Below are 24,670 nucleotides of genomic sequence, written 5' to 3'. Positions count from 1 at the left end.
CGCGCCCTCGGCTGAGCGCCGGCCGCGCTCACTTCACGCCGAAGTAGTCGAAGCCGACGTAGCCGACCGGATTCGTCAGCCGGACCTCGACGGTGTGCGTCCCCGCGGCCAGCCCCGTGACCTCGGCGAGCTTCATCCCGAACTGGTTCACGGACGCGGCCGTGCTGATGTTCGCCTGCTGGAGCCGCCCGTCGACGTAGAGGTCGAACTTCCCGGGGTTGGTGGCGATCCTCCGCCCCCAGACCGACACCGAGGTGCCGGTGAACGTGAGGGCCGCCCGCGCGCCGGCGCGGTTCGAGACCGACTTGGTGCCGGAGTAGTAGCCCGCGTCGGCCGAATGGGTCCAGATCCCGCTGTAGAGGACCGTCGGAGCGGAGTTGTCGGTGATCCGGCCCGGCATCTCGTCCAGGGTCAGGCTGAGGGGGTCGTTCATGTAGGCGGGTGCGTTGAGGTTGCCGATGATGCTGTAGTCGACGGTCGTCTTCATCCAGTTCATCGCCCCGACGACCTTCGGGAAGCGGCCGCGGACCTCCCGGAGCATCTGCGTGGTGTCCCACGGTGCGGACGTGCCCGTGGTCTGCCCCGCCTCGGTGAACAGGATCACCTTGTTCTTCTGGATCATCCAGTCGTACCGGGCGGTGTCGGTCAGCTCCCTCCAGTAGCGCTCGTGGCCGAGCACGTCGACGTAGGCGTCGCCCGGGTAGCGGTCGGTGATCGCCCGGCCGAACGCCGTGCCGCTGTTCGGCGACCACGCCCAGAGCACGTTCGTCAGCCCGCGTTGCACGGTCAGGTAGTCGTACATGTGCTTCCACAGCGCCGTGTACTGGGACGCCGGAGCCGCGCCGCTGGCGTGGTACCCCCACCAGAACGAGGTCCCGTTCATCTCGTGGAACGGACGCCAGACCACCGGCACGCCCGCGTCCGAGTAGTGCTGCAGGATGTCGCCGACCCGGGTGAGCCACTGCATGTACTCCCCGTAGGCGGCGGTGCCGGGCGTGTACGCCTCGGACAGGGTGTGGCCGGCAGGGATGCGCGACCACGCGTCCTCCGCGGTCCACGGGTTCGAGGCGTGCCAGCTCAGCGTGACGACGCCGCCTTTCGCCGCGTGCGCGATCGAGGGAGCCAGGATGTTGCTGTCGCTGGGCATGTTGGCGGCGGTCGTCGCCGTCCCGCTCTTGTCGAACGTTCGATTGGTGAGATCGAAGCCGACGAGCGCGGGGGACTCGCCCGTCGCGGTCTGCACGCGCCCGATGTGGTAGTTCCAGCAGTCCTGCACGGTGGTCAGGGTGATGCCCGGCGTCGACCGCTCGGGGCGGCCGTAGTTCGGAGCGACGAACTGGCCCGTCAGGAACTTGTCGCTCGAGCGGTACTGCAGCGCCGAGAGGAACTGCAGCAGCTCCGTCGCCGACGCCGTGGCGGCGGGAGTCACCGGAGTCTGCGCCATCGACACCGCTCCGGTCGCTGATCGGGAGGCGCTCGATCCGAGGCCCGCGGCGGTCGGGGCGACGAGCAGGACCACGGCGGTCACTGCCGCGGTCACTGCGGAGACGATTCTGAACTTCATGATGGTCCTTCGGGGCACGGGGTCTGGGGGCTGCGCAGGAGGGGCGCCGCCGACGCGGAGGTGTCGGCGGACGACGCCCGTCGAGCCGCGGTGACGGCACCGGATAGCGACGACGGGTTCCGCGGTGGGGACGCGACCGCGGAGCAGCGGTCGCGGGGGGAGGGCCGGCCGGCGCTCGCAGGAGCCGACGGCCGGCGCGCGTCAGCCGCGCGGAACGAGGCGGGTGATCTTCCGCCCACCCAGCTCGGTGACGTAGATGCTCCCCGAGGCGGCGTGCTGCGCCACGTCGAGCGGCTGGTCGAAGCCTTTGAACCCGGCCACCCCGAGCGTGCGGTTCACGATGGTGCCGTCGGCACCGCTCGGGTCCAGCACCATCAGGTCCTGACTCGCGCTGTAGCGGACGACGATGAGCTTGCCCTTCAGTGCGCCGCCGAAGCCGCCGCCGAGGTACTCGATCACCCCGTTCGCCGACGCGTGCAGCCCGGCGTCGAACACGTCGGCCTTGCGGTAGTTGCGGTCGGGGAGCACGCCCACGGGGTAGGCGGTCGCCTCGAACGCGTCCTGCGCCGAGGTGGGGTTGCCTCCGTTGAAGACCCACTCGCAGCGCGACGGGTTGGGGTGGCCGTAGTAGCCGCCCTGGGCGACCTTGAACACCCAGTCCGTCTCGTCGACCGGGTTGGAGCCGACTCCCGGCGCCCTCGGTCCGGTCCAGGGGCCGTCGAGTCGGGAGGTGCACGACGAGGGGAGCGTCGCGGGGGTCGCCGGGAAGGCGCCGCCGCGGGCGGATCCGTTCGTCGGCACGTAGAGGCGCCCGTTGCTGTGCCAGATCAGGTCGTAGGCGTTGCGCACCCCGGTCGCGTAGAGCGTCAGGGCCGCGCCGGGCGCGGACGGGTCGTACGTGCCGCCCTCCGCGGTCTTGACGTTCAGCGGCAGAGTGGCGGGCAGCTTCGCCGGGTCCAGGCGCAGCACCGCGGCGCTGAGCTTGCTCTCGGGTCGGTACTCCCAGGCGGAGTCCGGGGCGCCCATCGCCGTGTTGCTGCCCTGGGTGAGGTAGAGCATCCCGTCCTTGAAGGCGAGCGAGTTGCTCTCGTGGTCGCGGGCCGAGCGGGGCAGTCCGACGACGACGTCCTGGCCGTTCTGCAGCGCCGCACCCGACAGGCGGACGATCTTCCCGGTCCAGTCCGGCACGTCCGAGACGCCGACGTACTTGCGGTTCTCGGTGACCCAGAGGATCGGGTTCGCAGCCGTCGCGGCCGGATCGAACGCGAGGCCGATCACCGTCCGCGCTCCGCCGGCGAGCGTGCGGATCGTGTCGATCCGCTCGCCGGTGCCCAGCGACCCGTCGGCCGCGACCGGGTAGCGGAACAGGTACCCGTCCAGCGTCGCCGCGTAGAGCTTGCCGTCGGGGCCCATCGCCACGCTGGTGAAGCCCTGCCCGGTCGCGGTCGTCGCGACCTGGTCGAAGGCCACTCCGGTGATGCCGGTGCCCTCGCTGGCCGTGCCCACCGTGAAGACGCTCGACCAGGGGTGGAAGGCGTTGCCGGACACGTCCCGCACCGCGCTCGTCACGTCGAAGCGGTAGGTGGTGCCCGCGACGAGCGGGGCGTCAGGAGTGAGGACGATGACGTCGCCGCCGCCGCTGGTGTTCACGTTGGCCGGGACCGACGAGCCGTCGGCGGCCACGCTCAGCCGCACCGTCTCCCGGGTGAGGGTCGACGTGGCGATCCCTCCCGCCGTCACGGCCAGGCCGGCGGTGACGCTGATGTCGCGGGTCGCGCCGGTGGTGAGGTTGACCGGGGTGACGCTCGCCACCTGCGGGCGGTCCGGGCTCGCCGGCACCGGCTCGACCTCGACGAAGTTGATCTTCGTGTTGGTTCCGCCGCGGGGACTCAGCGTGAGCCGTCCGTCCGAGACCTGCACCGTCCGGACGGCCGTCCGGAACCGGTCCTCATCGCTGGGCACGAACCTCGCGACCGCGTTCTGGTTCTCGATGCTGACCTGGTCGACGCTGTCGAAGTAGTTCCCCGCGTCGCCGACCGAGATCGTCACCGAGTACAGGCCGTTCGGAACGGCCATCTCCCATGAGCCCGCACCTCGGGTCCCCGTGGTGCCTCCTCGCCAGTCCATGTGCATGACACCGGTAAGCCGGGTGTCCAGGGTGGGGGTCCCGGTGCGCAGGCGGCCGTTCAACGTGAGGTCGATCGCGGTGCTCGAGCCGTCGCGGACCCAGCCGTAGCTCCGGCCGCTGCCCTGGCCGGCGCTCGTGCGAGCTCCGTAGGGCTGCCCCCAGTCGGCGAGGTAGCCGGTGGGAGGGGTCGCGGTCGCGGTGGCGAAGCGCACCTTGACCGACGTCGCTCCGGAGGGAGTGGGCGTGGGCGGCGGAGTCGCCGGCGACGGTGACGACGCGCTCGTCGGGGTGAGGATCTCGTGCACCCGGCTGTAGGACGATCCGCCTCGGGGGCCGCCCGCGATCACGTGGAGCCTGCCCGAGACGACGGCGCCGACGGCACCGTGGCGGGGCGTGATCATGTTCGGCAAGGAGCGCCAGGTGTTCGTCGCAGGGTCGTACTCCTGCGTCTGCGGCCAGGTCGCTCCGCTCGGCTGCTTCTCGCCGCCCGCCGCGATCACGCGTCCGTTCACGACTCCGACCGCCATGGTGCGGCGTCCGGTCGGCATCGGAGCGCGCGACAGCCAGCCCCCCGAGAGCGGGTTCAGCATCTCGGCGCTCGCGAGGTTCGGGTTGACCTCGGTGCCGCTCGCCAGTCGGGTGCGGCCACCGAAGACGTGGATCCGATCGTTGACGACCGCGGCCCCGGGGTTGTCGCGAGCCGTCAGGAGCGACGGACCAGCCGACCAGGTGTTGGTCGCGATGTCGTACTTCTCGGTCGTCTTCAGCGAGGCGCCGGTCGAGTCCATCCCGCCGATCGCCCAGATCCTGCCGCCGACGACGACGCCCGCGACTCCTCCGCGGCCGGTCGCCATGCTCGCCCGCGCCGTCCAGGCGTTGGTCGTCGGGTCGTAGCGGTACAGGCTCCTGGACGCCCCCGAGAACGGACCGGTCGATCCGCCGAAGGCGTAGAGCTTGCCGTTGTGCGCGACGACCGCGGGGTTCTCGACCGCGCTGCCCGGCAGCCCGGCGCCGATGGTCCAGGCGGAGGTGGTGGTGTCGAAGATCCGCAGCGACGACTTGGGGCCGGTGCTGGTCTTGCCGTCGACCACGTAGATCTTCGTGCCGATCGCGGCACCGCCCGCGTCGAGGAGGTCGATCGGCAGGGCCGGTCCGGTGCTCCAGGCGCCGGCGGTGCCGGTGGAGGGCGAGGGGGACGGCGACGGCGACGTGGTCGTGGTCGTGGATCCTGACCACGTCTTCGTGGTCGCACCCGACGCGGTGCGTCCACCGCTGACGATGATCTTCCCGTCGATCAGGTCGGCGACCGGGCTCTTCAGCGCTTCGGGGAGGCTGGTGCGCGTGATCCAGGCGTTGGTCGCCGGGTCGTACTCGTACAGGGTCCGGGAGGAGACCGCGCCCGCCTCGGAGCCGCCGAGCACCAGGACCTTGCCGTTCCACGCGAAGGTGGAGGCGCTGATGTGGCCGCGCGCGACCGGCAGGTCGGCGCGTCGGGTCCACGTCTTCGTCACCACGTCGAACGCGTCCACCTGCACCTGCGGAGTGCCCGACTCGTTCTCGCGGTGCTGCCCGCCGATCACGTAGATCTTCGAGCCCAGGACGACCGTGCCGACGTGGTTGCGGGGGTTCGGCACCGGCGTCGACGCCGTCCACGTGGTGCCGCCGTCGAGGTTGAGCACCCAGTGGTCGGGGTGGTCGACGGTCGAGGCGCCCGTCGAGTCCTGCCGGACGGCGCCCGTCAGGTAGTGCAGCTGACGGCCCACGATCGCCGCGCCGCCGCCGCCGCGCGCGGCCGGCAGTGCCGGACCCGCCGTGTACGTGTCGGTCGGGATGTCGTACTTCCACACCCGCCGCGACGAGTCCTTCTTGTCGAGTCCGACGTAGCCGCCGAGGATCCACAGGGTGGTCCCGTCGGCGACGACGGGCGCGTGCGTGATCAGCTCGGGGAGGTCGCGCAGGCGCGTCCAGCTGTTCGTCGCCGGGTCGTATCGGTCGGAGCGCAGCGTCTGCGTGACTCCGGAGAACTGCCCGCCGAAGACGTACAGCTTCCCGCCGACGGCGACTCCGCCCGCTTCGGCGCGCGCGATGGCCGCCGACGCTCGCTGCAGCCAGGTGATGCTCGCCGGAGTGACCGCCGCGGCTGACACGACGGCCAGGGCCTCGGTGCTCGAGTGGTCGTGCGGAGCCTCCTCGGAGGCGGTGTGGTCGTGAGCCGGTTCCTCGACGGCGTGCGTGTGCGCTTCTGTCTCGGTGTGCGCGGGGGGAGCCGCTTGACTCGCGCCGTTCGTCGCGCCCACCATCCCCGCCGCCAACGCGATCGTGAGGGCCACGGCGAGCCCCGGCCTGATCGCGGAGTGAGGGGTCCGCTTCGCACGCGGAGTTCTTCCTGACATCTGGTCCCTCTTCCTCGAGGATCCACAAAACTCCGCGCGGTGCCTCCGTGGGTGAGGCGGAGGACCGAGCGGGAACGCCTTCGGGTGGCGTCGCTGGACGCCTTCGGGTGGCGTCGAGCGAGAGTCTCTTCGCCTCCTTGTCCCCTGTCAAGGGGCTTCCGATACCCTGAGAGACTTTGTGTCCCGAGCGGCCGGTCGGGGCTGGGAGCGGCCCTGATCGGCGTCCCCGCATCGGTGACTCCGCCCCACCCTCGCTGGTCGAGTAGCCGCCGCCGGCGGCGTCTCGAGACCCCCGTCCCGGCCGTCGCGGCCCGCCCCCGGAGCGCAGTGAGGTCCCCGAACCCGCCCTCGGCGTCCGGCCAGCACGTGGTGATGAGGTGTCCTGTCTGCGCGGTCACCGGTCCTCGGTGCGGGGCTGAGTGGTGACGGCCGGAGCCGTGACGCTGCCCACCGCGTCGACAGAGGGCCGGATGAACCGCCGGCCCGACGGTGTGTGCTCGCTCCGGGTGCGCCTACCGACTCACCGCGCTCCGCGTCAGACCACCAGATCGGCCTCCCAGTTGGTGCGCTGGATCGCCGCGTCGAGGTCGCGCAGCTCGCGGGCGATCTCGTCGGCGCGCGTCCGCAGCTCCTTCACGGGGAGGGCGGACAGCTGACGCAGCTCGCTGCGCATCTGACGCCGACCCCACGAGCCGGCCGCCGCGTCGGCCGCGCGCACCAGCATCGAGTGCTCGGCGCGCAGCGTCTCGCGCCGGGCGAGGGCGGCGGTGAGGGTGCGCCCGTCCGGCATCAGCACGGCCGTGTTCGTCAGGTTCACCGCGGTCACGATCCGCTCGAGTGCGGTGAGCGCGCGCGTGCACTCGGCGAGCAGCTCGGCGGGGTCCTCGGCCGGGGCCTCGCCCTCCTGGTAGGAGGCGTTCGCGACGATCCGCGACTGGAGGGCCTCGATCCGCTTCTGCAGGTCCGCCCGTTCGAGGAGGGCTTCGGCGAGTCTCATGCCTCGAGGCTCGCACACGTCACCGACATCCGTCTCGGCCCCGTGCTGCCCCGCCGTCCAGGGCCTGGTGAACACGATCTCGCGTGCTCCGCTCGTCCTGATCGCACGATCTGCGGCGTCGGGAATCTCGACCACTGCCCGCAGTGGCCTTCGCTTCCCTCCTTGCAGCTCGCACGATCAGGCCGTGCTCGCGACGGCGATCTCGCGTTCACCAGGCCCTAGGCTGCGACCGTGCCGCTGCAGAATCACCCGGGTGATGTCGAGTTCCCCGTCCGCCCCCGCCTGCGCTTCACCCGGGCCGCGGATCAGCGCCGACGCGGCTCCGGTCGGGCCGGCGCCCGCCGTGCCGTGCTGCTGACGGCCCTCGCGGCCCCCTTCGGAGTCGTCGGGTTCGTGCTCGGCCTCGCCGGGGACGAGGGCGGCGAGCCCGCCTTCCCCTTCTTCACGTTCGCGGTGGGCATGGCGATCGGCCTGGCCGTCGGCTCGCTGGTCTTCACCGTCCGCGATGCGGGTGCTCCGCGACGGGAGCAGCTCGCCTACCTCGCCGAGGCGGGCACCCCGTCGCCGACCCTCCGTCAGCAGCAGCTGCTGGCTCTGGACGCCGTGAGCGACTTCTCCTTCGGCGGGTGGAACTCGTCCCTCGCCTTCCAGCCGACGTGGGCCGAGCTGCCGCAGCCGCTCCGCGCCCGCTTCGCCGACGGCGCCAAGGGGTCGCCCTGGACGGAGCTGCCGATGCCCGTGCTGAGCGAGCAGCGCGCGGCGCTCGATCGCGACTTCCGCATCGCATCGGCCGAGGATCTCGAGCTCTTCGTCGCCGACGTGCTAGCCGTCGGCCCCCTGTCGGCCCGCTTCGCCGAGGTGTCGGCGTCCGATGAAGCCGAGCGGATGCGCTCCCGCGTCGCCGCGCTCACCGGCGAGAGCGAGTTCCATCTGCTCGAGCGCGCCCAGCCGCTCGGCGGCCGGCCTCCGGTGCTGCTGCTCGCGGGAGACGCCGAGCGCGCGATCGGAGCCGTCCGCTACGCCTACGTCGCCGGCTACCTGCCCGCGGAACGCGCGTGGCAGCTGCTCGAGGCGATCGGCGACCGGGTCTTCACCCGCTACGAGAGCTGGGACGACTACTGGCGCGACGGAGCCGTGTCGATCGCGTTCCGCACCGACTCCCTGAGCGCCGTGCAGCAGTACCACCGCCTCCGCTCCGAGCTGCTCGCCTCGTCGTGGCCCGCGGCGTCGGTGCCCTACCCGCGCTGAGCGCCCCGCGGGCCTCTCAGCCTTCCGGAGCCTCGTCGCCCCGGCTCGCCGCCGGGATCCCGTCGAGTGCCGCCGCGAGCTCGGCGCGCGACCGCACGCCCAGCTGGCGGTAGACCGCCCGCAGCTGGGTCTTCACGGTATTGACGCTGATCCCGTTCTCCTCGGCGATGTCGGGGGCGGAGGCGCCGCGGGCGGCCGCGTAGGCGATCCGGCGTCGTGCCGGAGTGAGCTCCGCCGGCTCGCCGATCGCACGCAGTCGCCCCGCCACGTCGTGGTCGCCGGAGGCCGCGAGCTCGTCGGCGATCCGCTGCCGCCGGTCGGCGGGGAGCAGGCCGAACGCCCCGAAGCTCGCGTGAGCGTGCGCGAGCGCCGCGACCTCCTCCACCTCGCCGGCGGGGTCGGCGGAGGCGGCGAGCAGTGCAGGGATGAGCACGCGGGGGCACTCGGCGGAGTCGAGGAGGGGCGCGGCGAGTCGGCGCGCGGTGGCCTCGTCGCCGCGCAGCTGCGCCGACAGCGCCCGGGTCGCCGCGGTGATCCGCGCCATCATCGAGAGCGGTCCGTCCTGCGGGACCCGCCGTTCCGCCGCGTCGGCGAAGGCCTCGACCGCGTCGAGGATCTCGGGATGCCCCCGTCCCGGCCGGGGCCCGGCGACCCTCAGGGACGCGCGGACGTCGTGCAGGACCGAGTCCGACAGCAGCGGCCGCCCGCGGGCGACGACGCCTCGGACGAAGTCGACCGCCGGACCGCGCTCCCCGAGGGCCGTGCCGTCGAGGCCGTCCAGGAGCAGCGCGGCGCCGTCGGTGTCGAGCCGATCAGCGCGGAGGAGCGCCTCGGCGAGGACGGCGGCGACGACGGGCCTCGCCGACCGGGCGGCGCAGTCCAGGTCGGGCGCTCGCCGGAGCCAGTCGCTGGCGGCGGTGTTGCGGCCGGCGACCGCCTCCAGGAGCGCCGCCGATCCCGCCGTCGAGGCGGTCATCGTGCGATGGCCGATCACCATCGCCCACTCGTGCGCGGAGGCGTGGAGCTCGAGGGCCTCCTCGAGGCGCGAGTCCTGCTCGCAGGTGAGCGCCCACTCCTGCAGGAGTTCGGGAAGCGCGGCAGAGAGCGAGGCCTCTTCCAGGGGGGCGAGCCGGTTCAGCAGCGCCCGAGCGTCCTCCATCAGCCGGAAGGCGTCCTCCATCCGTCCCTGGCCGCGCGACACCGAGCCCCGTGCCGCCCAGACGCTCAGCTGATCGGCCGCGGACAGCGGCACCGGCAGCGGCCGCCGTCCGGGCGCCGGCTCGACCCAGCCGTCGCCGTGGAGGGTGCGGCCGAGATGGGCCATCGCGATCCGCAGGCGCGGCGACCGGTCCAGGACCTCCGGCGGCATGCGCTCGAGGGCACGGAGGAGGACCGCGGGCTCGACCTGCACGAGATGCGTGTACGAGGAGCGCAGCAGGTCGAGGACCGCCGTCCAGTCGCCCTGGTCGACCGCGGACGTCAGCCGTCGGGCGACGGGATCCGGCGTCACGAGGGGCCGCCCGGAGCGTGGTAGTCAGGACGCCTGCACCCCTCGAGGTCGACCGCGGCGGACGCGCGGTGCTGATCGATGACGGCGAGGAGTGCGGCGCGGCTGTCGGTGTCGATCATGAGTGGATGATCCTCGGGGGCGGAGACGGGTGCGGCCGTCTCCCGCCGGCACAGCGGGGAGGGGTGACGGAGAACCGGTCGGGCCAGAGTAGGCCCGCCGAGCGCACGTCGGAGGGAGGCGCCCGACTGCTGCTTCGAGATCCGCCTGCACGGGCACGCCTCCCCTCCCTATCGTCGGAGAGGGGAGGCGGGCGAGTACCGTCAGTGCAGCCCTTCGGACGCCTCCGGCTCGAGGTGCCGGAGATCCCGCTGCAACCGCTGCGAGCGGAGGTAGCCGCTCATCGCGTGGCCCGGAACGGGAGGGGCCGACAGATCGCCGAGGACCGCCCGCGCCGTCGCCAGCCGCGCACGTCGGATCTCATTGAAGACGGTCGTGCCGTTGGCCGCGAACACGCGCTGGAGCGTCCGCTTGGGCACCCCGAGACGCTCCGAGACCTCCTGCACCGAGAGGTTCGCATCCGCTGACATCGCCGCGATGAGCGCGAGGGCGCGGGTGTGCACGGTCTCGGTCCGCTCCCGGGGCAGCGAGGTGGCCAGCACGGCGCCCGTGAGCTGCTCGATCGCCGCGCGCACGAGCGGGAACGCGGGCGAGTCGGCGTCGAGCGAGGAGCCGAACGTGGCGTTGACGGTCGACAGCAGGATGCCCCGGCCCGCGGTGTCCGCCTCGGTCACCAGCGCACCGCCGTCCTCCCAGTCGAGGAGGCCGAGGAGCGGGCTCTCGAGGGCGATCTCGATCCGCGCGCTGGGCCCGTCGGTGACGAGCGTGTAGGAGTGGCTGCGCCGCAGATACGCGATGCATCCGACGTGCACGCGCACCTCGAGCGCCGCGGGGTCGTCCGGCTGCACGACGATCTCGCCCTCGAGGGGGATGAGGAGCCGGATCCCGGAGCCGAGGGGCGCGCTGCGGTGCAGCCGGGCCGCCGTGTGCCAGAGCCGGACGACGTCGAACGTGCCGCTCCGGAGCACGTCGGCGACGACGCGCAGAGGGCCGGACGGCCTTCGCCTCGAGTCCGATACGGCGGAACCAGGACCTCGCCTCGTCGTCGCGGCGGGTGACGCCCCGCTCGATGGAGGTCCGGTCGAACGCGCTGATGGTCATGACGGTGCACCTTTCTGCCGAGCCGTTCGGGCGGTTCGACAGGCAGAACACTGCCCGCGGCGACCGGACTCCTGAGAGAGTTTCACCCTTCGAGGGGTCGGGGATCACCCTCGTCGTTGCGCGCTACCTCACTAAGGGGTACAGCACGGACGGAGTCCGGTCGGGGCGGACCGCGACGTGCACCTGCCCGTGGCCGCTGATCGGAGCACCGTCGGCGTCCGTTCCCCGGACGTCGAGCGAGTTCACGATGGTCCGTGGTGTCGCGAGCGGACGGACGGTGTAGCGGGCCGCCGTGACGAATCCTGCGCCGGGAGCGATCCGCTCGGCGCAGCCCACGAGGGTCGACGGGGCGGTGTCGTACTCGAGATCGTCGGCCGACCCGTCCGAGAATCGGTCCTGCAGCAGGTGGAGGTCGTGGAGGCTCGCCCGCGTGCCGTTGCGGACGCTGATCCAGAACACGAGGACGAGCGCGTCGCTCCGGAGCCCCTTTGCCGCGGTGAGCGGGAGGTGCGACACGGTCACCTCGAGCTCCAGGCGGGGAACCGGTCCTTCGGGTGGAGCGAGCGGGTTCCTCGAGAGCGCCGCGGGCGGGCAGGGGGGCATCGTTCTCCTTCGGGGCGGGTCGGGCGGCGGCACGACGATGATCGACGGGGCGCTCCTCTCCCCGCCCGGACTCGTCGCGAAGACGGTCGTCCTGGGCGCGACCGGCGGGATCCGCGACGGCTCGCGCCATTCGCCCCGGACCGTGTGCCAGGCCGGTCGCGTCGGGCGCGGCGCACCCATAATCAGATGACCCCGCTCGCTCCAGCGCGCTGCGCTCGGACGCGCGCCCGCTCGCTCCCGCCTCCCCGGCTATGACGAGCCCGCACCGCCGATCCGTCGGCGTCCGCCCCGAACCGAACCAGAGGTGATCGACGATGATGACGGAGATCCTGCGCGCCGCAAGCCCTCGACTCCGGCGACCCCGGGCGGAGGAGCCCGGCCGTCCGACCGGACTCGGCGATCGCGTCGACCGCGCCCTGCGGCAGTTCCATGCGGTGCCCGAGCTCGACGCCGGCGCCGTCGCGCGGGTCCTCGGCGTCTCCGAGATCCGCGTGCGGGTCGTCCACCGACTGCATCACGGGGTCTCGATCCGTCGCCGCGTCGAGCGTATCCGCCTCACCATCGCCGAGGACGTGCTGCTCGCCGACTCCGGCTCGGGGGAGTCGGCTCGGGTGCGGGCCGTCGAGGCGGCGGGCTTCCGCTCGACGGCCGAGCTCGATCGGATCTCGTCGCGGGCCCGTGCCCATGCCAGCGCACGGCGGTGAGGCGGGCCGATCCCTCCCGGCGCGCCATGGTGAGATCATCGTGCGCCACCGCGTCATAGATCGGCAGCGGGCGAGTCTCCTCACCATGCCCTTCCCTCGTCGCCTGACTCCCGCCTCCCGTCCCTTCCGATCCCGCGCACCCCACCGACCCGACGTGCTCGCCGTCGCGACCGCGGCGCTCGTCACCGAGCGCTTCCTCGATCCGCGCTTCACCCCCGCCCGCCTGGCCGAGGAGCTCCGCGTGCCGGTGCTGACGCTGCGCCTGCGGTTCCGGCACTCCTACGGGTTCTCGATCGACGAGCACCTGGCCCGGTGCCGGATGGAGCTCGCATCCGTCCTCATGGCGAGCACTCCCCACCGCCTCGGTGCGCTGGAGGACATCGCCCGCGCCTCCGGCTACCGCGGAGTCCCGTCCCTCGACCGCGACTTCCGCCGGTGGCGCGGCACCCCTGCTCTCGCCGCGTGGTTCCGGACGGGAGCGAGCCGCGCCTCCGCTCCCGTGCCGTCGGCCCGCGCCGAACAGGACGCGGAGGGCCGTCCTGCTGTCCCGATCCGGGGTCTCGAGACGCCGCTGCGCGGCTACTCGACCAGCACGGCGACGCTGCTGATCGAGTAGGCCGCGCAGCGGCCGTATCGAGATCCGCCCTCGCTCGGAGTCAGCGGGTCTCGATACGGCGCTCCGGCTCGGTCGCCGCGGACGGGACGCGGTCGCTCCGCCACTCCGTCGTGATCTCCTCGCCCCGATCGAAGGCCTCCTGCTCGCGCTGGCGCAGCTCGACGCGGCGGATCTTGCCCGAGATCGTCTTGGGGAGCTCGGCGAACTCGATCCGGCGCACGCGCTCGAACGACGAGAGCACGTCTCGGGTGTGCGCGAAGATCGCCGCCGCGGTCTCGGCCGTCGGCTCCCAGCCCTCGGCCAGCGCGACGTACGCCTTCACGATGCTCTGCCGCACCGCGTCGGGTGCGGGCACCACCGCCGACTCGGCGACCGCCGGGTGCTGCAGCAGCACGCTCTCGACCTCGAAGGGCGAGATCTTGAAGTCGGAGGACTTGAAGATGTCGTCGGTGCGGCCGACGAAGGTGATGGTGCCGTCGACCGCGCGCACCGCGACGTCGCCGGTGTGGAACAGGCCGTCGGCGCGGGCGCGGGCGGTGCGCTCGTCGTCGCCGTGGTAGCCCGACATCAGGTTCACCGGCTCGGTGGAGAGGTCGAGGCAGATCTCGCCGGTGGAGGAGCGCTCGCCCGTGAGCGGGTCGATCAGCGCGATCGCCACTCCGGGCAGCGGGCGGCCCATCGCTCCGGGCACGATCTCGGAACCGGGAGGGTTCGCGATGATGGCCGTGGTCTCGGTCTGGCCGTAGCCGTCGCGGATCCCCAGACCCCACTCGCGCTCGACCGTGCCGATCACCTCGGGGTTCAGCGGCTCGCCCGCCGAGAGGATCTGCGCCAGCGCGCGGGGCTTCGCGCCGAGCTCGGACTGGATCAGCATCCGCCAGACGGTGGGCGGCGCGCAGAAGGTGGTGACCTCCGCCCGGTCGAGCTGCTCGAGCATCGCGGACGGCGAGCAGCGGCTGTAGTTGTAGACGAAGACGGTGGCCTCGGCGTTCCACGGGGCGAAGAAGCAGCTCCATGCGTGCTTGCCCCAGCCGGGCGAGCTGATCGCCGAGTGCACGTCGCCCGGCTGCACGCCCAGCCAGTACATCGTGCTGAGGTGGCCCACGGGGTACGACTCGTGGGTGTGGACGACCATCTTGGGCTTCGAGGTCGTGCCCGACGTGAAGTAGATCAGGCACGGATCCGTGCTCTCGACGCTGACCGTCGGGCTGATGCCGAAGGGCTCCGCGGAGTCGGAGTAGTCGAGCCAGCCGTCCACGGCGCCACCGACGGCGATGCGGCCGAAGTCGCCCTCGACGTCGTCGAACTTGGCGGTCTCGGAGGCGTCGGCGATGACGTGCGCCACCTCGCCGCGCTCGAGCCGGTCGGCCAGATCGGCGGGCGAGAGGAGCGTCGTCGTCGGCAGGATCACCGCGCCGAGCTTCATGATCGCGAGCATCGACTCCCACAGTTCGACCCGGTTGCCGAGCATGAGCATGACGTGGTCGCCCTGCTCCACGCCGACCGAGTGCAGCCAGGTGGCGACCTCGTCCGACCGCCAGCGCATCTCGTCGAACGAGACCTTCTGCTCCGAGCCGTCCTCCTCGACGATCCACAGTGCGGGGCGCTCGTTGCCGATCGCGATCGCGTCGAACCAGTCGACGGCCCAGTTGAAACGGGGGCCGACATCCGGCCAGTGGAAGGCCTCGGTGGCGGCCGCCACGTCGGTGCGGTGCTCGAGCAGGACGTCGCGCGCGGCGCGGAAGCTCCCGGTGGGATTCATGCGCTCATTCTCCTCCGGTCGCGCCGGCGGCCGGGGTTCCCCCGCGGAGGCGGAGGGACGGACGGGATCGGCCGCCGTGGCGGCGCGTCCCGTCCGTCCGACGCGGGGCTCAGTACTGGATGGACTGGCCGCCGTCGATCGGGAGGACGACGGCGTTGACGTACGCGGCGTCGTCCGAGAGCAGGAACGCGACGACGGAGGCGATCTCGGCCGCCTCTCCGTAGCGCTTCGTCGGGTTGACCTGGATGAACTCCTCCGCGGCCTTCCGCGGGTTCTCGGGGTCGAGCTGCTTCATCGAGTTCTCGACCATGGGCGTCCAGATCGCACCGGGCGCGATCGCGTTGATCCGGATGCCGTAGCGGCCGTACTCGACGCCGGAGTTGCGGGTCAGGCCGACGACTCCGTGCTTGGCGGCCGCGTAGCCGGACTGGTTGCCGATGCCGGTGATCCCGCCGACGGACGCCGTGTTCACGACCATGCCGGAGCCCTGCTCCCGCATCACCTTGAGGACCTTCTCGAGGCCGAGGAACACACCCCGCAGGTTGATCGCGACGACCTTGTCGAACTCGGCCGCGGTGAAGTCCTCGGTGAGGTTCTGCTTCCCCTCGATACCGGCGTTGTTGAAGAAGCCGTCGATCCGGCCGAAGCGCTCGAGGGTCGCGGCGACGTAGGCGTCGACGTCCTCCTCCTTCGACACGTCGGCGGTCACGGTGAGGGTCTCGGCACCGGGAACGGCCGCGGTCACGGCCTCGACGGTCGCGGCGAGACCCTGCTCGGAGATGTCGACGAGGGCGAGCTTCGCTCCCTCCTCGGCGAGGCGGACGGCGCTGGCGCGGCCGAGTCCGGACCCTCCTCCGGTGATGAGGACGACGCGGTCGGCGAAGCGCTGGGTGGTGGACATGGTGACCTCCTGCTCGTGGAGCGAAGGGGTCGGCGGGCCGGCGAGTCCGGCTCCGTGCTCGTTCACGGACGCCCTTCGACTCGCTCCCAAGTGTTGCTCGGTTTTCTGGGTGCCGCCTCCGTGCCGGGGCGCAGCGCCGCGCCGGCGGACCCTGGCAAGGGCCGCAGAGACCGTCCGGCCGGATGCCGACCTCGGGTAAACCGGAAGGACCGAGACGGACAGGGGGAGCCGCGATGGTGATGAGAAGGACGACCACGACAGGGGCCGCGACGGTGCTCGCGGTGCTCGCGCTGGCGGGCTGCACGGCACCGGCCGAGGAGGAGGCGGCGACGCCGACCGCGACGGCCACGTCGACACCGACACCGACCCCGACTCCGATCGGGCCGTTGGATCTGCCGGAGGGTCAGACCGCGGCGGTCACCTGGACCGACGAGATCGGGGCACCGGAGCCGCAGACGGTCCGCCTGGTGGGTGAGCCGCTCTCGATCCGGCTGGCCGTCGCCTGCGACACCGCGGACGCCGAGGTGACGGTCGAGATCGAGGGCCTGATGACCAGCGGCTCGAAGTGCCTCTACAACGAGGGCATCACGCGCGGCGACCCCAACGAGGGCAACGGCGCGAGCATGCAGATCTCCGTCGACCAGGACGCCCGCATCGTGGTCACGACCGTGCCGGCGGACGCCCGCTGGTCGGGGACCGTGTCGACCGGACCGCGGACGGTGCCGGCCCCGGGCTGAAGCGCGTTCGGCCCCGGGCTGAAGCGCGTCCGCGGAGTGACGCGGGTCAGCCCAGCGGCACGCCCAGCGCGCTCATGAACGGCACGGCGTCGACCGCCTCGCCGTCGACGCGCGTCTCGAAGTGCAGGTGGCAGCCGGAGGAGGCGCCGGTGGATCCGAGCAGCGCGACCACGTCGCCCGCCTCGACCACGTCGCCGACGCCGACGAGCAGCTCGCTGTTGTGGGCGTAGCCGGTCTCGATCCCGCCGCCGTTGTCGATCAGGACCCAGTTGCCGTAGGTGCCGAAGTAGCGGGACTCCTCGACGACGCCGCCGGAGGCCGCGACGACCGGCGTGCCGCAGGCCGCGGCGAGGTCGGTGCCCTTGTGGAACAGGTTGACGCCCGACACGGGCGCGTCGGGACGCGGGCCGTAGCTGCTGCTGATGCGGCCCGAGACGGGGAGGACCCAGGTGCCGGAGGCGCCGTTCGCCGCGGCGGTCGACTCGCCCGCTCCGGCCGTGATGGCGTCGAGGGACGCGGTGGGAACGAGGACCTCGGGCTTCGCCTCGGCGGCGAAGGCGTCGCGAGTGACGGTGTGCTGCACGGCACCGGCGGCGACGAAGCTCTGCGGGCGGGCGGCCGCGACGGCGGTCGCCGTGTCGTGAGCGAGCTCGGAGTCGGGGGCGCCCGGCGTGGCGAACGCGGGCATCGTCGTGGTGACCGCGATGCCGACGACGAACGACATGGCCGCCAGAGCGGAGGCGCGGGGCCGGGTCGGACGACGCGACGCGCGACGCGACGCGGTGCGCTGCGCCTCCTGCTGGGCGCGCAGCTGCCTCCGGGTCGGGAGGGCGGTGGAGCTGTCGGTCTGCTCGACTCCCCGGGGGCAGGGGGTCGGGGCGAGATCGGAGTGGTGCATGCAGTCAGAGTTTCCGGGTCGTGCGCCGCGCGGAGATGCGCGCGGCTGGGGCGGGGAACCGTCGGGCGCGGAGGGGTTGTCCGCGCCGTACGACCCTCCAGAGTACCCGGGATGCTCCGGAACGCACCTGGGAGACCGCTCACCGTCCGGGGTCAGCAGTCAAGCCCCCTCGTGCGGGCTCGTGTTTCCGGCCGTCGTATGTGGCGTCAGTCGTCGGCGCCCGCCGGCTCCCAGAGCTGGATCCGGTTGCCCTCGGGGTCGTGCAGATCGGCGAACCGCCCGTTCGGGTAGTGCTCGGGGTCGACCACGACCGTCGTCCCGGAGCTCCTCAGCTGCTCGACCATCGCGTCGAGACTCCGCACGCGCAAGTTCACGGCCCAGCCGGTCGGGCCGAGGTGCTTCGAGCCGACCGGCATCGGCGCGAGGACGGTCGCTCCGGCCTCCTGCCGCCACGACGAGGATCCGTAGGAGGTCGGCGGCTCGTCGACGCCGAGGTTCTCGGCGTACCAGCGCCCGAGTGCCGCGGGATCGCGGGCGGCGAAGAAGAGGCCGCCGATCCCCGTGACTCTCTCCACGGTCGCGCCTAGCCCGCTGTGAAGGCCAGGAGTGCGACGACCCCGCCGACGACGACCGCGACTCCGGTGCCCAGGCGCCACCACATCCAGCGGTCGCGCCTCGGGCCGCGCATCGGCCGCCGCTGAGCGGCCTTCCCGAAGAAGCCCGTGGGGTTCGGTTGAAAAGCCATGACCTCAGCCTGCCCGGCGGTGCTGCGGGGCAGGCGGCTTTCGAACCGGACTCCCAGACGCACGAGGCGGACCCGCGCTCACTCGCCCCACGGGCTGTCGTCGCGCCAGGGTGCGAGATCGACCTCGTTGCCCTCCGGATCGGCGAGCGTCCACCAGTCCGGAGCGTGGTCGTCGTCGGCCACCCTTCCGCCCGCGGCGAGGGCGGCGGCGATCCTCGACTCGACCGCCTCGCGCGGGACGTACAGGTCGAGGTGCACGGTGTTGCGCTCGGAGCGCGTCTCGTCGATGCGCTGGACCCAGACGTTCGGGGCGAGGCCGCGGGGATCCGCCGCATCCGCGTCCTCCCGGGGCGAGTAGCCCAGCACGGCGGCCCAGAAGGCCCGCACGGCGTCGACGTCGACCGCATCGATCGCGATCTGCAGGCTCTGCACGGCCGACGGGTCGGCGACCAGCCCGAGCTCCTGCGCCGCGGAGGAGATCCGGCCGGCCAGCTCCGCGTCGCGGCGGCTGACGTCGCCCACGTCGTGGCTGGTCAGGCGCACCCCGACGCCGCCGAATCGCAGATCGACGTCCGGATGGTGGTCGGCCTCGTCGGCGAGAGCGGCGACGGCGGCGACCAGCGCGGCTCCGCGGGCGAAGGAGCCGGTGGGGAACCAGGCGCGGGCGCCGTCGCCGACGACGCGCCAGCCCTCGGTGCCGGGCGTCGCGCGGAAGGTGCGGGGGGAGATCCGATCGCTCATGCGGCAGTTCTACGCCGACCCGCGCCCGGCCGCCAGCGCCACCACTCCGCGGATCGCCCAGGCGCCGCACGGGCCCGGCTCGGTACTTTAGGAGGATCACGGCCGATCGGGCCCGACGAGCGGAGGACGACACCATGGCGCAGACCACCGGGAACGACAAGGCGGCTCAGAAGCGGGCGAAGAAGGCTCTGAAGAAGGCCGAGAAGTCGGTCCGCGCGGCGCACGAGGCCGTGCGCGACTCGAGCAAGAAGCTGCGCAAGAAGGCGCGCAAGCTGTCGGAGCAGACCGAGAAGCTGCGCCGCCAGCAGGAGAAGGCCGCGAAGAAGGCGGCCGCCGCCGAGCGGGGAGCGCAGCCGAGCGAGCCGAAGCACGCTGCGCCGGTCGTCGATCCCGACACGACCCCCGACCTCACTCCGCCGCTGCCGAGCGTGCCGCACGAGGACGAGCCCGTCGTCGACTCCGACCCGGAGCACACCCCGGATCTCACTCCGCCGCTGCCCTCGGGTCACTGAGAGCGCACCCTCGGCTGGGAGTGCTCGTCAGCCACGATCGTGCGCGAGGAGCACTCCCGACCGAGGTCCTGCAGCCCGCTCGCCCGGTGAAAGTGAATAGCCGGTAAATACATCCGGGGACCCCGCCACAGGGCCCGTCAGCAAGCGCATGATTCCTGCGTGGATCCCCTCGTTCTGCTCGTCCTGGTCGTCGTCACCGCCCTCGCCTTCGACTTCACCAACGGCTTCCACGACACCGCGAACGCGATGGCCACGTCCATCGCGACCGGTGCGCTGAAGCCGAAGGTCGCCGTCGCCCTCTCCGCGTCGCTCAACCTCGTGGGCGCCTTCCTCAGCATCGAGGTGGCGCTGACCGTCACGAACGCGGTCGTCCGGATCCAGGACTCGTCCGGCGCACCCGACCCGGCGCTGCTCGAGAGCGGCGGATCCGCTCTGCTGCTGATCGTGCTCGCTGGACTCATCGGCGGGATCATCTGGAACCTGCTGACCTGGCTGCTCGGACTGCCCTCGAGCTCGTCGCACGCCCTCTTCGGCGGGCTGATCGGCTCGACGCTCGCCGGACTCGGCGTCGACGGCGTCAACTGGGCGGGCGACGGCTCCAAGCTCGACGGAGTGGTCGGCAAGGTGATCCTGCCGGCGCTGATGTCGCCCGTGCTCGCCGGAGCGGTCGCGGCGATCGGCACCTGGCTGGTCTTCAAGGTCGTCGGGAACCTGGCCTCGAAGGGCCTGGACCACGGCTTCCGGATCGGCCAGATCGGCAGCGCCTCCCTCGTCTCGCTCGCGCACGGCACCAACGACGCGCAGAAGACGATGGGAGTGATCACGCTGGCGCTGATCGCGGCCGGCGGATGGAGCGACACCGAGTCGGTGCCGTTCTGGGTCAAGCTCAGCTGCGCCCTCGCCATCTCGCTCGGCACCTACCTCGGCGGCTGGCGCATCATCCGCACCGTCGGCAAGGGCCTCGTCGAGATCGACACGCCTCAGGGCATGGCGGCCGAGAGCTCGTCGGCCGCGGTGATCCTCGCCTCCAGCCACCTCGGCTTCGCCCTCTCGACCACTCACGTCGCGACCGGCTCGATCCTCGGCTCCGGCGTCGGCCGCCCCGGCGCCCAGGTGCGCTGGCGCGTGGCGCTGCGGATGGTGATCGCGTGGGTGATCACGCTGCCCGCCGCAGGGCTCGTCGGCGCGGTCATGTGGTGGATCGGGCACCTCGCGGGAGGGGCGCTCGGCGGACTGCTGATGGCGGCGGTCCTCGTCGCGGTCGCGGTCCTCATCTACCTCCGCTCGCGCCGCGACGCGATCGGCTCGCACAACGTCAACGACGAGTGGCAGGACGCCCGCCGCTCGCCCCAGCCCACGAACGCCTGAGGAGTCGCACCGTGCTCGCACTGTTCTTCGAGGCCGCCGGTCAGGTGGCCGTGGTCGCCGTCCTCCTCGGGGCCGGGCTCCCCGTCCTCTTCGCCCTCGGCGTGCGCTCGTTCGCGGTCGCCGGTGGCGCGGCCGGGGAGCAGCCGCGCCTACCCGTCCCGCTGCTGCGCGCGATCGGAGTCGCCTGCTTCGCGATCGTGGTGCTCGCGGTGGTCGTGGGGCTGAGCGTCATCCTCGCGACCGGCTTCGGCCAGGAGGTCGACTTCTCGCACGGCGTGCCCGTTTTCGTCCCGAAGGGCTGAGCGTGGGTGAGCAGACCGTGTCGGGGCCGGTCGCCCGCGTCGTCGGCTGGCTGCGCGCCGGCTACCCGACGGGAGTGCCCGAGCAGGACTACGTGCCGCTGCTGGGCATCCTCCGGCGCAGTCTCACCGCGGACGAGGTCGAGCAGGTGGTCGAGCGGCTGGTGCTCGACGCCGCGCGGGCCGACGCGGACGGCGTGCCCCTCGACCGCGCGCAGCTGCGGCACCGCATCGAGGAGCTCCTGCTGGGTCCGGCCCTGCCCGAGGATCTCGTGCGCGTCTCCGTCCGCCTCGCGAGCGCGGGCTGGCCGCTCGGGATCCCGGAGGAGGACGCGCCGCAGGCCGGGCTCGTCACGCGGATCGTCCGCTGGCTGCGCGCGGGCTACCCGGCGGGACTGCCGGAGCAGGACTTCATCCCGCTGGTCGCGCTGCTGCGCCGCCGCCTCACCGACGACGAGGTGACGGAGGTGGGCACCCGCCTCGCCGCCGAGGGCGCCCTGCCCGCGAGCCGCATCGACGTCGCCGCGGCGATCGCGCGCGTCACCTCGGAGCTGCCGTCGGACGAGGACGTCGAGCGGGTGCGCCGCTCGCTCGCCGAGCGCGGCTGGCCGGACGACTTCCCGGGCTGAGGGTCGCGCACGGCGATCCCTCCTCGAGGAGGAGTGCCGACCATCGGTTCCTCGACCGCGACGGAGCGCCGCTGAAGGCGTTCGCAACCGAGGAGGAGACGGCGGTTTCGATCCCCCCGGGCGCTTGACGAGCTCCCACCCTCGGTTGCGAGCCGCTGCACCAACAGAACTAAGGTCGGCAGCCACGATTCCGGCGGATTCATCCGGTTCCGCGCGCTCAGCCTTGTTCCTGCAGCGTCTGTCGATCCGAACCGATCAGGCGAGCCACAGGGATCGCCCCGGCTCCGTACACTGGACGCATAATCCCGCAGCGCGAGCTGAGCAGGGTTCCGGAAGCCGTCGTAGCCCTTGAGGGCACGGCGGCTTCACCTGTTCCCTGCCGCCGCGGACGCTCAGTCGAGGAGCACCCGGGACGGGTACACGTCGTGGCTGAAGCAGAGGGTGATGCCGGAGGCCTCGAGGCGCAGCAGCTGCTCGGAGGTGCGGTGGTGCGCCGCCGGGTCGTCGCTGATGAGGCGGGGGAGCGGCCGCAGGCGGTCGGACCACTCCAGGAACTCGCGGCCCCACGCCGCGTCGCCGGCGATCAGGAACCGGCCCTCCACGAGGACGCCCAGGTGGCCGAGGGCGTGCCCGGGCAGCGGAGTGACGACGCAGCGGCCGTCGCCGAAGAGGTCGAAGCCGCTCACCCCGGCGACCGTGCTCACCGGCTGCTCGTCGACGACGAGGCGGTCCGAGTCGGCGAACCAGGGCGGGATGAGGCCCGCGAAGACGCCGTCGGTGACGCGGCTCCGCTCGATCCTCTGCAGCTGGCCGCGCGAGAGCACGAGGGTCGCGTCGGGGAAGTGCCGGAGGCCGCCCACGTGATCGGGGTGGAGGTGCGTGAGGACGACGAACTCGATGTCGCCGGGCTCGAGGCCCTCGGAGCGCAGCCGGGCGTCGACGGTCTCGGCCGGAGTGACGCGCGCCGGCAGGATCCGCCGGTAGAGGGCGCCGACAGGGCCGGTGCCCGCGAAGGACGGCGGGTAGCCGGTGTCGACGAGCACGCGGCGGCCGCTGGGGTGCGTGTACAGGAAGACCGCGGAGGGGAAGGTGCGGCAGGGGAGGCCCTCGCCGCGGAACACGCGCGAGAGCGGGAAGGTGGTGTCTCCGCACGCGAAGACGCGCAGGGCGGGCTCGCACTCAGGCACGGGACGCGGCCCGGTAGTGCTCTCCGACGCGGCGGATGCCCTCGGCGAGCGGCACGACGGGCTCGTAGCCCAGCTCGGCGCGGGCGCGCGAGATGTCGAGGGTCTGCGCGTAGGCGAGGGTCGCGACGGTGTAGCGGGTGAAGGGCGGCTCGGCCCCGCCGGGCAGCCGCGCGTAGACCCGCTCGAGGACCTCGGCGACTGCGGTCAGGAGGCGCAGGTCGACGGTGAGGAAGCGCGGCTCCTCGCCCATCGCGGCGAAGAAGGCGCGGAGGAGCTCGCCGAACGGGGTCGGCTCGCCGTTGGTGATGTTGTAGACGCTGCCGTCCGCGTGCTCGGTGCCGGCGGCGAGGACCAGTGCGCGGGCGGCGTTCTCGACGCAGGTCACGTCGACGACGTTGCGCCCGCCGTCGAAGAGCGGGATGCCGCGGCGCCGGTTCGCGGCCACGAAGCGGGGGATGAGGCTCGGATCGCCGACTCCGATGAGGCCGCGGGGGCGCAGGATCACGAGCTCGCGGATCCGTCCCTCGGCGAGCGCCCGCTGCAGCAGGCGCTCCGCCTCGATCTTGCTGCGGATGTAGAGGCTCATCCGGCTCGCAGGATCGAACTCGTCCTCCCGCACCAGGTGCTGGTGGCGGCGGGCCGAGTAGATGCTGGGCGAGGAGACGAAGACGATGCGCGGGATGCCGACGCGCTCGGCGAGGCCGATCATCGCCTCCGTGCCGTCGACGTTCGCCTCGCGGAACTCGCTCCACCGGCCCCACGGGCTCGACAGGGCGGCGGAGTGGACCAGCACGTCGGCGCGCACGGGCAGGGTGGCGAGGTCGGCCAGATCGGCGGCGATCGTCTCGGCGCCCTCGGCTGCAAGACGCTCGAGGGCGGGGAGGCTGCGGCCGGCGGCGACGACCTCGTCGCCCGCGGCGAGGAACTCGCGCACGGCGTGCCCGCCGAGGAAGCCCGTGGCGCCGGTGACGAGGACGCGGCGGGGCGCTCGGGGCCCGGCGGACATCGAGGGCTCGACGTGGAGAGGCGGCTCAGCGGACATCGACGACCTCCAGCCCCTTCTTGCGGCCCCAGTACCAGAGCAGGATCCCCAGGTAGCCCAGCGCCTTGCCCTTGCGGATGGAGCAGCGGACGATCGCGCGGCGGTTCAGCCTCGCCTGTGTTCCCGGGATCACCCGGCAGACCTTGAGGTGCAGTTCCAGGTCCTCGTCGGTGTCGTCGATGCTCGAGCGCGGGAAGCCGCCGACCTCGAGGTACAGCGCGGCGTCGATGGCGAGGTTCAGGCCGGCGATCATGAACATCCGGTAGCGCTGGCCCGGGCGGCTGTAGACGATGCCCGGGGCACGCTCGAGGATCCGGATGAGACCGGTGCCGATCACTCCGTCGTACCAGCGGTACTCGGGCTCGTCGGTGCGCGGAGTGACGCGGCCGCCGACGAAGCGGAAGCCGGCGCGGAAGTCGGCCTTCAGCAGCTCCACCCAGCGCGCGTCCGGCAGCGAGTCGGCGTCGGTGCGGGCGACCACGGAAGCCCCGTGCGCGATCGCGTACCGGAAACCGGTGTCGGAGGCGGCTCCCGTGCCCTTCTGCGCCTCGCCGATCGTGAGGACCGGCCGCTCGGGGCGCTCGGCGGCGAACGCGTCGATCACCGCACGCGAGCCGTCGGTGCTGCCGTTGTCGACCAGCAGGAGGGTGAAGTCCTGATCGGACTGCGCCGCGAGGGCGTCGAGGGTACCGCGGAGCAGCTTCTCCTCGTTGAAGAGCGGCACGACGACCCAGAAGCTCACCCGGACCCCCTCGCGCTCCGCCGGGACCACCCTAGCGAGGGGAGGGGGCGGCCTCGTGGGCGGAGCCGGACGGGGAGGGCTTCTGGTGGACGTGGGTCTCGATACGCGCCTGCGGCGCTACTCGAC

Annotated in this window: 24 protein-coding genes; 8 read left to right on the top strand and 16 right to left on the bottom strand. The window is 72.5% G+C overall.

Going from position 1 to position 24,670, the window contains the following annotated elements; translation table 11 throughout:
• Window positions 1-28: 28 nt before the first annotated feature.
• From LRG51_RS10710 to LRG51_RS10700, 3 genes are all read right to left on the bottom strand, one after another.
• Entirely contained in the window at window positions 29-1,564 is a 1,536-nt protein-coding gene (locus LRG51_RS10710) for a glycosyl hydrolase (RefSeq protein WP_230672723.1), read from the bottom strand.
• Between the two features lie 201 nt (window positions 1,565-1,765).
• A complete protein-coding gene (locus LRG51_RS10705; RefSeq protein ID WP_230672722.1) occupies window positions 1,766-6,022 on the bottom strand; it encodes a Kelch repeat-containing protein in 4,257 nt (1,418 codons plus the stop codon).
• 598 nt (window positions 6,023-6,620) lie between these two features.
• A complete protein-coding gene (locus LRG51_RS10700; RefSeq protein ID WP_230672721.1) occupies window positions 6,621-7,082 on the bottom strand; it encodes a DIP1984 family protein in 462 nt (153 codons plus the stop codon).
• Window positions 7,083-7,313: 231 nt separating this feature from the next.
• Here LRG51_RS10700 and LRG51_RS10695 point away from each other — a divergent pair, with 231 nt between their 5' ends.
• Window positions 7,314-8,330, top strand: a complete 1,017-nt coding sequence (locus tag LRG51_RS10695) for a DUF1266 domain-containing protein (protein WP_230672720.1) — start codon at window positions 7,314-7,316, stop codon at window positions 8,328-8,330.
• Window positions 8,331-8,346: 16 nt separating this feature from the next.
• On the opposite strand, the gene LRG51_RS10690 is transcribed toward LRG51_RS10695, so the two are convergent.
• From LRG51_RS10690 to LRG51_RS10680, 4 genes are all read right to left on the bottom strand, one after another.
• Window positions 8,347-9,840, bottom strand: a complete 1,494-nt coding sequence (locus LRG51_RS10690; RefSeq protein WP_230672719.1) for a LuxR C-terminal-related transcriptional regulator — start codon at window positions 9,838-9,840, stop codon at window positions 8,347-8,349.
• Entirely contained in the window at window positions 9,837-9,959 is a 123-nt protein-coding gene (locus tag LRG51_RS19520) for a hypothetical protein (RefSeq protein ID WP_268788492.1), read from the bottom strand. The genes LRG51_RS10690 and LRG51_RS19520 overlap by 4 nt, the downstream gene beginning before the upstream one ends.
• A 201-nt stretch (window positions 9,960-10,160) precedes the next feature.
• Window positions 10,161-10,925: a hypothetical protein gene (locus LRG51_RS10685; RefSeq protein WP_230672718.1), complete on the bottom strand. Its 765-nt coding sequence runs from the start codon at window positions 10,923-10,925 to the stop codon at window positions 10,161-10,163.
• 256 nt (window positions 10,926-11,181) lie between these two features.
• Window positions 11,182-11,580 (bottom strand): hypothetical protein, encoded by a 399-nt coding sequence (locus tag LRG51_RS10680; RefSeq protein WP_230672717.1) that lies wholly within the window; start codon window positions 11,578-11,580, stop codon window positions 11,182-11,184.
• A gap of 395 nt (window positions 11,581-11,975) precedes the next feature.
• Between LRG51_RS10680 and LRG51_RS10675 the strand changes: the two genes are divergently transcribed.
• On the top strand, window positions 11,976-12,365 hold the full coding sequence (locus LRG51_RS10675) for a hypothetical protein (protein ID WP_230672716.1): 390 nt from the start codon (window positions 11,976-11,978) through the stop codon (window positions 12,363-12,365).
• 85 nt (window positions 12,366-12,450) lie between these two features.
• Window positions 12,451-12,981, top strand: coding sequence for a helix-turn-helix domain-containing protein (locus LRG51_RS10670; RefSeq protein WP_230672715.1), 531 nt, complete (start codon window positions 12,451-12,453; stop codon window positions 12,979-12,981).
• A gap of 40 nt (window positions 12,982-13,021) precedes the next feature.
• Here LRG51_RS10670 and LRG51_RS10665 read toward each other — a convergent pair whose 3' ends face one another.
• A complete protein-coding gene (locus LRG51_RS10665) occupies window positions 13,022-14,743 on the bottom strand; it encodes an AMP-binding protein (protein ID WP_230672714.1) in 1,722 nt (573 codons plus the stop codon).
• Window positions 14,744-14,852: 109 nt separating this feature from the next.
• Window positions 14,853-15,644, bottom strand: a complete 792-nt coding sequence (locus tag LRG51_RS10660) for a glucose 1-dehydrogenase (RefSeq protein WP_107575745.1) — start codon at window positions 15,642-15,644, stop codon at window positions 14,853-14,855.
• Window positions 15,645-15,877: 233 nt separating this feature from the next.
• Here LRG51_RS10660 and LRG51_RS10655 point away from each other — a divergent pair, with 233 nt between their 5' ends.
• A complete protein-coding gene (locus LRG51_RS10655) occupies window positions 15,878-16,381 on the top strand; it encodes a hypothetical protein (RefSeq protein WP_230672713.1) in 504 nt (167 codons plus the stop codon).
• Window positions 16,382-16,427: 46 nt separating this feature from the next.
• On the opposite strand, the gene LRG51_RS10650 is transcribed toward LRG51_RS10655, so the two are convergent.
• From LRG51_RS10650 to LRG51_RS10635, 4 genes are all read right to left on the bottom strand, one after another.
• The gene (locus LRG51_RS10650) at window positions 16,428-17,279 is read right to left on the bottom strand and encodes a M23 family metallopeptidase (protein WP_230672712.1); all 852 of its coding nucleotides are present in this window, start codon (window positions 17,277-17,279) and stop codon (window positions 16,428-16,430) included.
• Window positions 17,280-17,485: 206 nt separating this feature from the next.
• On the bottom strand, window positions 17,486-17,854 hold the full coding sequence (locus LRG51_RS10645; protein WP_055785146.1) for a VOC family protein: 369 nt from the start codon (window positions 17,852-17,854) through the stop codon (window positions 17,486-17,488).
• 8 nt (window positions 17,855-17,862) lie between these two features.
• On the bottom strand, window positions 17,863-18,024 hold the full coding sequence (locus tag LRG51_RS10640) for a hypothetical protein (RefSeq protein ID WP_157602110.1): 162 nt from the start codon (window positions 18,022-18,024) through the stop codon (window positions 17,863-17,865).
• 78 nt (window positions 18,025-18,102) lie between these two features.
• Complete coding sequence (locus tag LRG51_RS10635; protein WP_230672711.1) at window positions 18,103-18,765, bottom strand: VOC family protein; 663 nt, start codon at window positions 18,763-18,765, stop codon at window positions 18,103-18,105.
• A gap of 134 nt (window positions 18,766-18,899) precedes the next feature.
• On the opposite strand from LRG51_RS10635, the gene LRG51_RS10630 reads away from it, so the two are divergent.
• The 4 genes from LRG51_RS10630 to LRG51_RS10615 all read left to right on the top strand — a co-directional run bounded on the left by LRG51_RS10630 (window position 18,900) and on the right by LRG51_RS10615 (window position 21,573).
• Entirely contained in the window at window positions 18,900-19,277 is a 378-nt protein-coding gene (locus LRG51_RS10630) for a hypothetical protein (RefSeq protein WP_055785152.1), read from the top strand.
• A 159-nt stretch (window positions 19,278-19,436) separates the two neighbouring features.
• Window positions 19,437-20,645, top strand: a complete 1,209-nt coding sequence (locus LRG51_RS10625; RefSeq protein ID WP_055785155.1) for an inorganic phosphate transporter — start codon at window positions 19,437-19,439, stop codon at window positions 20,643-20,645.
• A gap of 11 nt (window positions 20,646-20,656) precedes the next feature.
• Window positions 20,657-20,947: a hypothetical protein gene (locus LRG51_RS10620; protein ID WP_055785159.1), complete on the top strand. Its 291-nt coding sequence runs from the start codon at window positions 20,657-20,659 to the stop codon at window positions 20,945-20,947.
• Window positions 20,948-20,949: 2 nt separating this feature from the next.
• A complete protein-coding gene (locus LRG51_RS10615; protein ID WP_230672710.1) occupies window positions 20,950-21,573 on the top strand; it encodes a DUF3349 domain-containing protein in 624 nt (207 codons plus the stop codon).
• Between the two features lie 392 nt (window positions 21,574-21,965).
• On the opposite strand, the gene LRG51_RS10610 is transcribed toward LRG51_RS10615, so the two are convergent.
• The 3 genes from LRG51_RS10610 to LRG51_RS10600 are packed head-to-tail and all read right to left on the bottom strand — an operon-like array spanning window position 21,966 to window position 24,544.
• Window positions 21,966-22,760 (bottom strand): MBL fold metallo-hydrolase, encoded by a 795-nt coding sequence (locus LRG51_RS10610; RefSeq protein WP_230672709.1) that lies wholly within the window; start codon window positions 22,758-22,760, stop codon window positions 21,966-21,968.
• A complete protein-coding gene (locus LRG51_RS10605; RefSeq protein WP_230672708.1) occupies window positions 22,753-23,802 on the bottom strand; it encodes an NAD-dependent epimerase/dehydratase family protein in 1,050 nt (349 codons plus the stop codon). The genes LRG51_RS10610 and LRG51_RS10605 overlap by 8 nt, the downstream gene beginning before the upstream one ends.
• Window positions 23,792-24,544, bottom strand: a complete 753-nt coding sequence (locus LRG51_RS10600) for a glycosyltransferase family A protein (protein WP_230672707.1) — start codon at window positions 24,542-24,544, stop codon at window positions 23,792-23,794. The genes LRG51_RS10605 and LRG51_RS10600 overlap by 11 nt, the downstream gene beginning before the upstream one ends.
• Window positions 24,545-24,670: the final 126 nt, after the last annotated feature.

Origin of the sequence: Rathayibacter sp. Leaf248, from assembly GCF_920939495.1 — a bacterium.
Classification (GTDB): Bacteria; Actinomycetota; Actinomycetes; order Actinomycetales; family Microbacteriaceae; genus Rathayibacter; species Rathayibacter caricis.
This window is presented reverse-complemented; position numbering and strand designations above follow the sequence as displayed.